We start from the raw sequence: 11,439 nt of genomic DNA, 5'->3' as shown, positions 1-11,439 counted from the left end.
AGTGCCCCGTCGCCGCGACGGCACTGCTCCCCGTACCCGCGGGGATGGTCCTGTTCGAATAAATCGTTCAGGGTCGCGAACCGTTGCCGGTGTGGAACTCCTGCGCAGCTGTCCGCAGGCCATGGGGGAGGAGGGTGGTCCACCTGCTCTGCGGCCGCTGAGGAGCCGACGGTGCGATGAAGGCGGGAAATATAGCCGGCGATCGCCGGTTGGGGAAACCGGCGATCGTTCGGATGCTTGTACCTCCGTTGGACATGTGAGGCCACGGGCTCAGTACAGGCATCGAACAGAAAGATCCAATAATGTGTGAAGAAAAACCCGCTCCTCGTATCAGAGGAGACCAGGCCTGGCAGGAGGAGGCGGCATGCGCTGCGGCTGTTGAGGTAGTGAAGGACCCTGATTTGTTTTTTCCCGGAAAGCGCGAGAGTGAGCAGCGCATTCGCATCGCCAAAGGGATCTGCTCATCCTGCGCTGTCGGGGAAAAATGCCTTGAAGCTGCTTTGGAATGTGGTGACACCACCGGTATACGAGGCGGCCTGACCGAGGAGGAGCGCAGGGCGATTCGGCGCCGCTTCGAGCTGCGATGTGATCCTGTCAGGGTCGCGGCAGCGCTGGCCGGGAAAGATGTGTATCTCACCAGACCGGAGAGGCAGGAGCTGATCCGATGGGCTGCTGCGAGCAGGACGCCGGATCTGCGACTGGCCAGAGTTCTCAAGGTGTCTGAGGCGCATGTGAAGAAGCTCCTCCGGCGAGAGCGTCGTGCCGACGCCTACGGAGTAACCCAGGGCGCCGTACAGACCACATGCGAGGCGGTCTCAGCATGAACCGAACCGAGGCGGTCCATGGAGTGTCCGGTGAGAGAACGAGCCGGTACTTGGGGGTCGATGAAGCAGCGGCGTACCTCAATTTGAGTCGACGCTGGATGTACCGGGAATCCCAGCGGCACGGGCTGCCGCGGTACTACTTCGGTGGAAAGCTCAGGTTCAAAGTCGCTGACCTGAACATGTGGGCACAGCAGCAGAAGGTCTCCTGAAGGGGGGCGGGTCGATACCCGCCCCCCTTCGTGTTACAAGCCCTCGTTCAAGAGCTTCGCAGCTCTCCCGATCGACGCCGGCATGAGATGCCGGTAGATCTTGAAGGTCATGTTGATGTTTCTGTGCCCCATCCACTCCGCGACGTCTGTGATGGGTATCCCCATGGCCAGGCAGTTGGAGGCGAAGAAGTGACGCAGGGAATACGTGGTGAGTCTTCTGGTGATGCCTGCCCTTTTCTTGGCGGCGCCCCACTGGTATTCAAGCGTGGTGTGGGCCCAGTACGGGGAGCGCTGAGTCCGCAGGAGATAGCCGTTCGCGTCGGTGCCGTGCTCCTTCTCGTAGCGCAGCAGTGACTCCCGAACGGTCCACGGCATAGGGGTTTCGCGGAACTCCCCGGCCCTGCGATGTTTGAGCGGTACCCGCTCGCGCGTCCTTCCCTCGATCTGTTCGGTGATGCGGTAGACGTCGTCCGCGACCATCCGCTCCAGGTTCGCGGCGTACGCCTCCCCGTTGCGTAGACCGCAGCCGGACATGAGGTCGATGACGATCCGGAGTCCGTCGGTGCCGGCGGCCTTCAAGGCGTGTATCTCGTCCAGCGTCGGGATGGTGATCTTGCGGGGGATGTACTCGGGCGGGATGACGCCATCGAACGGGTCCGAGGTGATCCCGCCGCGACGGCGCGCGTCGAGAAGGATCTTCTTCAGGGTGTCAAACGCGTTCTGCTGGGCTGCCAACCCGACGGAACGTTCCTCCATCGACATGATGAAGTCGTCGACGACCGTCGCCGTGAACGTGTTCATCCGCCGGGACTCGAGCACCGGCAGGATCTGGCCGTTGAGCACCTGGGTGACCGAGCGCACGCTGCCGGGAACGTAATGACGCTGCCGGGTGAGCCAGGTGGAGGCGTAGTGTCCGAAGCGCTGCTTGCCGATCTCGCGCTTGAGGTCGGCCTGGGCCCGGGGGGCGGTCCGCTTCTCCTCGTAGACTTTGGTCAGCCGGTCGAGCGCCGCCTGCTGTGTCGCGTACCCGGTCTCTTCGCGTTGACGGCCGCCGGCATCGCGGTAGCGAACGGCGTACGGGTGGGCGCAACGGTTCTGGCGGGCGCAGGCGCAGTTCTTGAAGAAGCTGCCCATTCCGCGGACGAGCTGGGTCGCCAAGTGCACGTCTCCTGACTCATGCTGGGAGTTTGCTGACCAACGGCCTCCGAGCATGGGCCTGACCTGCGGCCGCGCCAAACTACGAGAAGTTGATCAACATCTTCATAGGTGCCTCCCAGTAAGCTTGGCGAGTGGGTTGCCTACCTGCATCTCTGCTGGTCAAGGCGGTTCGGGTAGTTCTGGTCCCGGCGGTCCGCAGCGGCCGGGGGAGAGCTGTGGCGGTAGTGATGCCGGCTTGGCACCGGCTCCGGTGACGACGCGTCGGTTTCCTGCGGTGGACCGACGTCCTGCCGGCCGGAGTCCTACGGAGTGCAGTATCGGCCTTGCGGCAGTGAAGGTCACGCGAGCCGACAGTCCCGAGCGAGTCGTCGAAGGCGAGCCGTTCCCGGCGGCGGGATCGAAGCACCCCCGGCCCCGGCCCCGGCCCCGGCCCCGGCCCGCGGGCCGGGACGACCGGGGCGTCCAGTGCTGTGACCGCGAAGGTTCGACGGGGCGTCAGGCAGCCGCGGCGAGGGATCTTCCATCCCGCCCGTCCGCCGGGCACCGGAGGGGGCAGGGGCCTGCCGCTTCCGGCACTATCCCGACGTCAGCAGGGCGGCCAGCTCCTCCAAGCCGCTGGACCGATACGTGAACGAGTCGTCCCTGCGCGGCGGGGCCCCGGCCGGCCGCTGCACATAAGCGGTCCGCATGCCCGTCCTCTGGGCCCCGCGGAGGTCCCAGGCGTGAGCGGCGACCATGAGCACGTGTTCCGGCGGAGAACCCACCGCGTCGAGCGCGAGCCGGTAGACCTCCGGCGCGGGCTTGTACGCCTGGACGTCCTCGGCGGACAGGGTCCGGTGCCAGCGCAGTCCCGCGTGAGCGTTGAGCCGGAGCAGGGAGGTGTGACCGGCATTGCTGAGGGCCAGCACCGGAAAACGCTCGGCCAGGCGTGCGAGGCCGGCGAGGGAGTCGTCCCAGGGCTGCAGGCGCTGCCCTGCGGTGGCCAGCCGGTCGATGGCGGCTGCATCGGTCAGGCCGACGCGGCCGGCCACGCGCTCGGCAGCTTCCCGGTCGACGACCTGCGAGTTGGCGTAAGGCCGCACGCCGTCCGCGATACGGCGCTGCTCGCGCTCAACGTGCTCCTGCCACACATTGAGCAGCCGGTCGACGGAAGCGTCGTCCGATGAGGGGGCCGCCTCCCGCACGGCCGCGCGGAGCCCTCCGGGCTCGTCGACCATCGTGCCCAGGACGTCGAAGACGATGCCCTCGATGTGGTGATCCCCGGTCATCCGGCCTCCTCGTTACGGCGTTACGGCGTTACGGCGCAACACGGTGGACCGAACCGGCCGGCCGCGTCCGTCATTGCTCCATCGGTGGCATGTCGTGGCGGACAGGCGCCGTGGACGACCGGCGTGGACGGCGGTGACACCGTGGCGGTCGCCCACCTCACCGGCCAGGCGGAACGCTCCGTGCTCACGGGCCGCCCCGGGTGTTCGCCACTCCGTGTCGCGGCTGTTGCAGCCATACCGTTAGGTGTAGCGTTGAGCCGTGACTGCCAACAGCGAGACCGTCGGCCGAAACGGCAAGCGGCACCTCACGCCGGCCGGCGTGAAGATTCTCCAGACAGCCTCGCGGCTCTTCTACGAGCAGGGCATCCGCGCCGTCGGCGTCGAGGCGATCGTGGCGGAAGCAGGCGTCACCAAGAAGACCCTCTACGACTGCTTCGGTTCGAAAGAGGAGCTCATCGTCGCCTATCTGCGCGCTCGCGACGGCTTGTGGCGTTCCACGCTGGTGAAGCATGTCAACGGCCATGATGGATCCCCGGCGGAGAAGGTCCTGGCCACGTTCGGCGCCCTGCGCGAATGGATACGCGAGCGGAACTCGCGGGGCTGCGCCTTCCTCAACGCGTCCGTGGAACTTCCCGAAGGCCACCCGGGCCGGGCGGTCGCCCGTGACCAGAAGGCATGGCTGCTCTCCTACCTGGAAGGGCTGGCCGCGGAAGCCCGCGCCGACGACCCGGCGGGGCTGGCCGCCCAGGTGTTGATCCTGCACGAGGGCGCTTGTGTCGCCGATTCGATGGGGTCGCTGGACCGTGCCATCGACCGTGCCGAGCACATGGCCGCACTCCTCATCGAGGAGTCGGTTCCCGGGTGACCCCGCCGGACCCCGGCCACATGGCGCACAGGGGCGGCCCGGAGTCGTGCCCGCTGTCCGGACTGGTCTGCCGGCCCGGCCGCCTGCGGGTTTCTACACGACGAGGGGAGCAGCGGCAAGGGGGGCCGGCGTGGGCGTCAGGCCGGTCACGGGGGCCTTCACCATCGCGTGCCCGGAGCCGTCGGTCAGGTGTCCCGCCAGGTCGGCCGCATATGCCCGCAGCAGGTCATGCATGCGGTAGTGGCTCTCACCATGACGCTGGACCAGGTGCGCGGCGGCCAGATTGCACAGTGACAGCGAGGCCTCCTCCGGAGGGACGCCCACGACCGACGCCGTGCTGACCACGTCGATCAGACGTCCCGGGAGCAGGCCGAGCCCCCGGAAGACACGGGCGCTCTGCTCGTCGAGGGCCTTGTAGGAGCTCTCGAACGCGTCGCGGAGCGCCACGTCCCCCTCGGCGAGGTCCAGCCGGGCCCGCCGGGTCCTGAGCTCGGCGGCAAGGGGCTCGGCGCTGTTGTGCTGACGGCTCACGATCCGCTCGGCAGCCAGGACCAAGGCCAGCGGAAGGCGCCCGCACCGTTCCGCGAGCACGGCCACCGCACCCGGATTGGCGTCGGCCCGCGCCCGGCCTATGATCGCGCCGATCAGCCGGGCGGCTTCCGGTCGGCGCAGTTCGGACAGGAGCAGTGAGACGGCGTCCACCAGGACCGTCAGTCCGGGCAACCGCGACCGGCTGGTCACCACGACGGCGCACCCCGGGGCCCCGGGTAACAGAGGGCGGATCTGCTGGGCGTCCGCAGCGTTGTCCAGGATCAGGAGCATTTTCCGGCTGTGCAGGTAGGACCGGAAGGTAGCGGCTCTTTGATCCAGCTCGGCGGGGATCCGATCGGGAGGCACGCCCACGGCGCGCAGCAGACCTGCCAGCACGTCGATGGGCGCGGCCGCGGTGCCCGGCTCGGGTCCTTGAAGGTTGACGAACAACTGGCCGTCGGGGAAGTGACCGTCGTTGACGGCCCGGTGCGCCCACTGCACCGCGAGTGCGGTCTTTCCCACACCGGGCGGTCCGTTGATCACCGTCACGGGCACCGCAAGCCCCTGGTCATGGCCTCGGAGAAGCCCGTCCAGCCGACGCAGGTCGCCGTGGCGTCCCACGAAATGCCTTTTCGCGGCGGGGAGCTGGGCGGGCCGGAGCCAGTTCTGCTGTCGATGAGCCGTCGCTTCGAGGGCCGAGGCGATGGCGGTGAAGGTGTTTCCGACGTTGAGCACCCGATCGCAGGCCTTGGCGAAGCTCACCGAAGGCGACCGCTTGCCGGTCTCGACCTTGCTGATGTGGCCGGGGTCGAAATGCACCCGGGCGGCGAGTTGCGTGAGGGAGAGCCCGCGCTTCTTCCGGTGAGCGCGCAGCAGCTGTCCGTACGACGCCGGTACTCCACTGGAAGAGCAAATCATCTCCTGGGCGCGCTGGGCTGGTGATGAGTTCTGCGCTGGTTCTCGTACCACTGTCTAGCCCCCAGAGCTGTTCGGTTGTCCTGAAGCGGTCGGATCGAACCGGGTTCGCCGCGACGGCTGTTCCCGTCTCCGGGCCCGGTCGGTGGCCCTGTTCAGTCCAAATCACACACTCCGGACCGTGTCGGCGGTTGTGGGCCGGCCTCGCGGAAGCCGGCGGGACCCGTTGGTGGGAGAGGCAGGAGTGGAAGGCCGTGCCCCGCACCGGCGGGGACGGCCACGGATGTCCTGGTGACGCGCCGAACTAGTCGTCGAGAGTCGCCAGTAGATCGTCATGGGCCGGGAACCGGGACGCGATGCCGCCCGGCAGGAACCGGACGGCGCTGCGGTCGGTTCGCTGGAAGAAACGGATCGCCGTGCAGTTCGGGCGGGCGCCCGCGTCGAACCAGTGGGGGGTGTGGCCGGGCACGGACAGCAGATCCCCCGCCGTGCACAGCAACGCGTACACCTGTCTCGCGACGTGGAGGTAGAAACAGCCCGTCCCCGCTACGACGAAGCGCACCAGGTCGTCGTCGTGCACGTGCTCCCGCATGAACCTCTCACGTGCTGGGCACGCCGGCTGGTCCGGACTCCGACCGGCCGACCGGGGAGTCATGCGGACGATGTCGACGATCCGGTAGCCGCCCTCGTTGCCGAGATGGTCGATGTGGCTCCCGTACGCCTTCATGACCGTGGTGTCGTCGGCGTCGGCCGGAAGCCGGTGCGCGGCGCGCCAGCGGGTGAGGCGCACACCGATCCTGAGCAGCTCCCCGTGGATGAGATCCAGGTCGTCGGTTCGCACCCGCACCGTCTCCGGCGCGTCCTCCGGCATGATCTGAAGCAGGGTCACCGGGCGTTCATCCCGGCCGCGGCGGGGCCTTCGGCGCGGCCGGCTCTCGGGGAGGGGCAGCATCGCGATCCGGTGTCATCGAGGATGCGCGGGGGGTCCGCGGGTTCTCTTCCCCCGTACGGGCCGGCGGTTCTCGTCCTTGTGCACTGGTCGCTGTGTCGTTGGCGTCCCGGCCGACCGAAGACGTGGGCTCTGGAGACAGTCAGGGCCTCGCCGGTCGCTGCACCGGACAACTGGAGCAACACGTGCGTATCTCCTTCGCGGGAGAGAGACGGTGATGTATACCAACCGGTATAGATACATGCTAGGGAGCCGATTTTCGCAGTGTCAACGGGGTCTCTCCGAGGTGGCTTGAAAGTTCTTTCATGTTGCTTTCCGGTCGAATGTCTGGTAATTGGCGGGTTTCTGGCGGACGGAAGACGTCCGCTTCGTGACGATATGCAGATCATCGTGGTCGACCCGTACGGGCCCGGCCGTCTGGAGCGATGGCAGGAAAGAGCGCCTGCGGCCGGTCGTCGCATACGGCGAAGTGCTTCCGGCTCCGTTGTTGCCGCCCTTGCCTGGCGACAGGCAACGGGGTGCCCCTTGTGTGTCTTTGCCGGCCATGGTGATAGTGAAGTCGGCACCGCAGCAGGACGCCGTTCCTCTCGAAGAGGCGTAATTCCGACCGCAGTTTGTTCCTTCGGTGCAGGCCGGTTCCGTGTGCCCGTCGGTCCTTCGTCGGATCGGGCGAGCCGGAGAATCCCGCAGAAGTAGCTGTCGCCACCTCTAAGGAGACCGAGATGGGTACACGAGTCGACCATGCCGAACTGGTAGTTTCGCCCGGCGAGTTATTCCAGCTGAGCGAAACAAAAAGGATCAGGTCGTCCATAGGGCTCCAACTCTCGGACCATTCCTACCTTCCGAAGGTGGATGACCCGCGGGCCGACTGGGTGGCGAGTGTCGCCGTTCCCGCGTTCAAGACGCTGGCACACATGGGTGTACTCGCTCCGCGGTTCTGCACGATCGGGACGGGTGCGGGCCTCGACGCTCTGGCGGCCGTGGAGATTCTGCAGGCGCGTGTCGTCGGGTTCACCGATCTTCACGAGGACGTTCTCGCGTATGCACGGGAAAACATTCGCAGCAACCTGCTGGACAAGGATGTCGAACTGATCGGAGGCGTGGGCGACCTCCTCGCCCCGTTGGCCGGCAAGTTGTCGCAGGTCGACGTGCTGTACGAGAACCTCCCCAACATCCCGATGGCGGGAAACGAGGACCTGGCCGACGGCCAGACGAGCTCTACCTTCATCGCCGAGCGCAGCGAGGAGATCCCCGGCTCCGCGGAGAAGAACCTCGTGGCGCTCCACTATCTGGCTCTCCAGCAGGCCCACCCTCTCCTCCGGGTGGGCGGGCGCGTGCTGTCGTCGATCGGCGCGCGCATTCCGTTGTCCGAGATTCTGTCCCTCTCCGGAGCCGCCGGCTACAACGGCAGCATCCTGACCTACACATGGAAGGTTCAGTCCGAGCCGACCGAGGTGGTCGGTGGATACGCCCAATGGGAGAGGGAGGGGCTGGGACCGTTCCACTTCTACCCGGTGAACGTCCTGCGCGATGCTTTTGAGGGCCTGCCGCCCGCGGCCGCCGGGGCGCAGGCCCTGAAGGTGGAGGAGGAACTGGCGCCGTTCGAGATATCGGCGCTGGAAGCCCTGGCCATGGTGGAGAAGGGGGAGAAGGTCGGTCACACGGTCGCGATCCTCGACTCGGTGAAGATTCCCGATTCCGCCCTCTGACCGGCCTTCGGTTCCTCTTCGGTGCGTTGACGGCCGGCGGCGGACGACAAGGGTACCGGGGAAGCGCTGTCCCGGTGTTCGGACGCGTCCGCCGAAGCGGACCTCCGGCATCGTTTTCCATACTCAGCAAGGAGTCGGCATGAATGTCCAGTCGTTCATCGGCAAGACGCCTCTCGTCGAACTGAGCACATTCGATGTTCCGGCCGGTGTTCGGATATTCGCCAAGGCCGAGTTCATGAATCCGGGGGGCAGCATCAAGGACCGGATCGTTCGCTACATCCTCGATGACGCCGAACACCGCGGTCTGCTCCGGCCCGGAGCGACCATCGTGGAGAACACCTCCGGAAACACCGGCGCGGCGATCGCGATGATGGCGGCGACACGCGGCTACCGCGCGATCCTGACCATGCCGGACAAGGTGAGCAAGGAGAAGCAGGACGCGTTGCGCGCCATGGGGGCCGAGGTGATCGTCTGCCCGACCTCGGTCCCACCGGAATCGGACAAGCACTATGTGACGTGCGCGAGGCGCATCCACGCGGAGACGCGGGGCTCGTTCATGCTCAACCAGTACGACAACCCGCTCAATGCGGAAGCCCACTTCCGGTCGACGGGGCCCGAGATCTGGGAGGAGCTCGGGCGGTCGGTGACGGCGTTCGTCGCGTCGGGGAGCACGGGCGGCACGATATCCGGGACCTCACGGTTCCTGAAGTCGAAGAATCCTTCCGTGACATCCGTCCTGCTCGATCCGGTGGGCTCCATCTACCACCGCTATTTCCACGAAGGCGTCGTCGACTCCTCGCAGATCGCCCCGTACTTCGTCGAGGGCGCCGGCGAGGACCATCTGGCGAAGTGCATGGACTTCTCGGTCGTCGACGACGTGATTCAGTTCACCGACGCTGACGCCTTCGCCACCTGTCAGCACCTGGCCAGACGTGAGGGCCTTGTCTGCGGCGGCACCTCGGGCGCCAATGTGTGGGGCGCCGTGCAGGTGGCCCGATCGCTGACGGGACCGGCCGCGGTAGTCACCGTTCTGCCGGACAGCGGAAGCAAGTACATATCCAAGATCTACAACCAGGACTGGCTGATGCAGAACGGTTTCACCGTCGACCGGAAGACCGCGCCGGAAGCGACCACGTGATGGGAAGCACGCAGAAGAACGTGGCAGCGGCGTTGACGGCCGCCCTGCTGTGGGCCTTCGCCTTCCCCGCCCCGGCCGCCGTCAAGCCGGCGAGCGAACTGCTCCTGGTAACCGGCCGGTACTCCTTGTTCGGCCTGTGTGGCCTGTACGTTCTGTGCAGAGGCCGGCACCGGCTCAAGACGATGCCGATGCGAAGGATCCTGTTCGGCCTCTACATAGGCTTTGTGGGGTACTTCGTCTTCTACATATGCGTCTCGTACTCCGCCACCACGGGCAGCGGGTTCATCACCGCAGTGATTGTGGGTTCTTCTCCGATCACCATCGCGGTGGCCGGTAATTTTGCGGAAAAACGCATGTCGTGGAGTGAACTGGTCGCTCCGGTCCTGCTGATTCTCTCCGGACTCACCCTTCTGAGTGCCGCGGACTTCATTCACGGAAGGCCTTCGGGGCACGCGCAGGAATCACTCCTCGGTATCCTGCTGGCCCTCATGGCCATGCTCACCTGGTCCTACTTCGTTGTCCGCAACGCTCAGTCGCAACGCACCTGGGAAACGAAGCCGGACCCCAAGATATGGGCAGCGCTGGTGGCCATGGGAGCAGGTGGTGCCTCCATGCTCCTGTTGCCTTTCGCCATTGCCACGACGCCCGAGGAAACCTTCTCCCCCTACCCCTTGTTCAAGATCATATTCTGGTGTGTGTTCCTCGGGGTCATCGGTTCCTGGTGGGGCACGTATATCTGGGTGAAGGCGGCTCAGGGCATCCCGGTTCCCCTGGTCGGACCGCTGCTCGCAACGGAGACGATATTCGGTGCGATCCTGAGCCTCCCGGCGGAACGAAGGGTGCCCACCTGGGCGGAGGTCGGCGGTGCCGTGTTCATTCTTGCCGGAATCGCTGTCTACATGGTGTTCGACATGAAGAACTCCCGATTGCGGGGAGACGGCGCCGGCGCTGAGAAGAAACCCGGTGCGTCGGACGTACCCGTGGTGACATAGCGGAACAGGAAAGAGCAGGAAAAGGAAAGTCGCAACCATTGGCCGGACCGACAGGGAGGGATTCCCGTGAGCAACTCCTTCGCGAACGTCAAGCAGTCCCATGTGTTCTTCGACAACTCCCCGGGGCTGAAGAAGTATTATGAGGACTGGGCGACGCGGTACGACGTGGACCTGGCGGACCAGAAATGGGTGGCACCTCGGATCGCGGCCAACCTCGTGCACCTGCTCGCCTCCGCCTACGGGACACCGGACACGACCGTTTTCGACGCCGGTTGCGGAACCGGTCTCGTCGGCAGCGTCCTGCGTAGTCTGGGCGACTACGTGATCGACGGTGTGGACCTCTCGGAGAACATGGCGGCCGAGGCGCTCAAGACCCATGCGTACCGGAAGGTCTACGGCGGTGTGGACCTCTCGGTGCCCCGGCGCGACGACCGCTTGGACCAGTACGGCATTGTGGTCAGCAGCGGTGTGTTCACACTCGGACATGTGCGTCCCACGGCGCTGCTCACCCTGATCGAGTACGCCCTGCCCGGTGGCCTGATCGCGGTTTCCACCCGCGGCAGCTACGCGGTCGAGACAGGCTTCGAGGACTTCGCCGGGTCCGAGAAGGTCGCCGCCCAGGCCTCCCTGGAGTTCAGGCTGAGGGACGCCCACTACATCGCCGAAGAGAGCGCCGACTACTGGATCTTCCGCAAGACCGGTACGTCGCGGTGACGAGGGCGTCGGACCGCTGATCCGGCTCGGAACCACCCCTCTTTCCGGCCCCGCGCCGGAAGCGCGCGACCACCGTCGGCGACGGGGCCGGGCACTCCCGGCTCCGTCGCCCGGGACGCGCGCATGTCGACCGGTATCCACCACCTCTGCCCTGGAGAGTCATGTCG

Annotated in this window: 11 protein-coding genes; 7 read left to right on the top strand and 4 right to left on the bottom strand. The window is 66.3% G+C overall.

All coding sequences use genetic code 11. The features are described from left to right. The first annotated feature begins 302 nt into the window (after nt 1-302). Together IQ279_RS28910 and IQ279_RS28905 are read left to right on the top strand one after the other, a co-directional pair. The gene (locus IQ279_RS28910; protein ID WP_206351973.1) at nt 303-824 is read left to right on the top strand and encodes a WhiB family transcriptional regulator; all 522 of its coding nucleotides are present in this window, start codon (nt 303-305) and stop codon (nt 822-824) included. After that, a complete protein-coding gene (locus IQ279_RS28905) occupies nt 803-1,033 on the top strand; it encodes a helix-turn-helix domain-containing protein (protein WP_372445251.1) in 231 nt (76 codons plus the stop codon). The genes IQ279_RS28910 and IQ279_RS28905 overlap by 22 nt, the downstream gene beginning before the upstream one ends. 33 nt (nt 1,034-1,066) lie before the next feature. On the opposite strand, the gene IQ279_RS27115 is transcribed toward IQ279_RS28905, so the two are convergent. Together IQ279_RS27115 and IQ279_RS27110 are read right to left on the bottom strand one after the other, a co-directional pair. Continuing rightward, entirely contained in the window at nt 1,067-2,191 is a 1,125-nt protein-coding gene (locus IQ279_RS27115) for a tyrosine-type recombinase/integrase (protein WP_241028835.1), read from the bottom strand. A 575-nt stretch (nt 2,192-2,766) separates the two neighbouring features. Continuing rightward, a complete protein-coding gene (locus IQ279_RS27110; RefSeq protein ID WP_206351971.1) occupies nt 2,767-3,459 on the bottom strand; it encodes a haloacid dehalogenase type II in 693 nt (230 codons plus the stop codon). Nucleotides 3,460-3,718: 259 nt separating this feature from the next. On the opposite strand from IQ279_RS27110, the gene IQ279_RS27105 reads away from it, so the two are divergent. Continuing rightward, the gene (locus IQ279_RS27105; RefSeq protein WP_307792558.1) at nt 3,719-4,324 is read left to right on the top strand and encodes a TetR/AcrR family transcriptional regulator; all 606 of its coding nucleotides are present in this window, start codon (nt 3,719-3,721) and stop codon (nt 4,322-4,324) included. 93 nt (nt 4,325-4,417) lie between these two features. Here the strand turns inward: IQ279_RS27105 and IQ279_RS27100 are convergent, their stop codons facing one another. Both IQ279_RS27100 and IQ279_RS27095 read right to left on the bottom strand, forming a co-directional pair. Then, nucleotides 4,418-5,773, bottom strand: a complete 1,356-nt coding sequence (locus tag IQ279_RS27100; RefSeq protein ID WP_206351970.1) for a helix-turn-helix domain-containing protein — start codon at nt 5,771-5,773, stop codon at nt 4,418-4,420. A gap of 301 nt (nt 5,774-6,074) precedes the next feature. Next, nucleotides 6,075-6,659 carry a cupin gene (locus IQ279_RS27095; RefSeq protein ID WP_206351969.1) on the bottom strand — a complete coding sequence of 195 codons (585 nt, stop codon included), beginning with the start codon at nt 6,657-6,659 and terminating at the stop codon, nt 6,075-6,077. A gap of 782 nt (nt 6,660-7,441) precedes the next feature. On the opposite strand from IQ279_RS27095, the gene IQ279_RS27090 reads away from it, so the two are divergent. The 4 genes from IQ279_RS27090 (at nt 7,442) to IQ279_RS27075 (ending at nt 11,272) form a co-directional block, all read left to right on the top strand. Then, nucleotides 7,442-8,428 carry a class I SAM-dependent methyltransferase gene (locus tag IQ279_RS27090; RefSeq protein WP_206351968.1) on the top strand — a complete coding sequence of 329 codons (987 nt, stop codon included), beginning with the start codon at nt 7,442-7,444 and terminating at the stop codon, nt 8,426-8,428. Between the two features lie 139 nt (nt 8,429-8,567). Continuing rightward, the gene (locus IQ279_RS27085) at nt 8,568-9,566 is read left to right on the top strand and encodes a PLP-dependent cysteine synthase family protein (protein ID WP_206351967.1); all 999 of its coding nucleotides are present in this window, start codon (nt 8,568-8,570) and stop codon (nt 9,564-9,566) included. Then, a complete protein-coding gene (locus IQ279_RS27080) occupies nt 9,566-10,558 on the top strand; it encodes a DMT family transporter (protein ID WP_206351966.1) in 993 nt (330 codons plus the stop codon). The genes IQ279_RS27085 and IQ279_RS27080 overlap by 1 nt, the downstream gene beginning before the upstream one ends. Nucleotides 10,559-10,624: 66 nt before the next feature. Then, nucleotides 10,625-11,272, top strand: a complete 648-nt coding sequence (locus IQ279_RS27075) for a class I SAM-dependent DNA methyltransferase (RefSeq protein WP_206351965.1) — start codon at nt 10,625-10,627, stop codon at nt 11,270-11,272. The last annotated feature ends 167 nt before the right edge of the window (nt 11,273-11,439 follow it).

The organism is Streptomyces verrucosisporus (assembly GCF_017114865.1).
GTDB classification, from domain to species: domain Bacteria; phylum Actinomycetota; class Actinomycetes; order Streptomycetales; family Streptomycetaceae; genus Streptomyces; species Streptomyces fenghuangensis.
This window is presented reverse-complemented; position numbering and strand designations above follow the sequence as displayed.

Coding starts and splice junctions, on each gene's coding strand:
- IQ279_RS27080 (WP_206351966.1), top strand. CDS start 9,566: ATGGGAAGCACGCAGAAGAACGTGGCAGCGGCGTTGACGGCCGCCCTG.
- IQ279_RS27100 (WP_206351970.1), bottom strand. CDS start 5,773: ATGATTTGCTCTTCCAGTGGAGTACCGGCGTCGTACGGACAGCTGCTG.
- IQ279_RS27090 (WP_206351968.1), top strand. CDS start 7,442: ATGGGTACACGAGTCGACCATGCCGAACTGGTAGTTTCGCCCGGCGAG.
- IQ279_RS27085 (WP_206351967.1), top strand. CDS start 8,568: ATGAATGTCCAGTCGTTCATCGGCAAGACGCCTCTCGTCGAACTGAGC.
- IQ279_RS28910 (WP_206351973.1), top strand. CDS start 303: ATGTGTGAAGAAAAACCCGCTCCTCGTATCAGAGGAGACCAGGCCTGG.
- IQ279_RS28905 (WP_372445251.1), top strand. CDS start 803: ATGCGAGGCGGTCTCAGCATGAACCGAACCGAGGCGGTCCATGGAGTG.
- IQ279_RS27110 (WP_206351971.1), bottom strand. CDS start 3,459: ATGACCGGGGATCACCACATCGAGGGCATCGTCTTCGACGTCCTGGGC.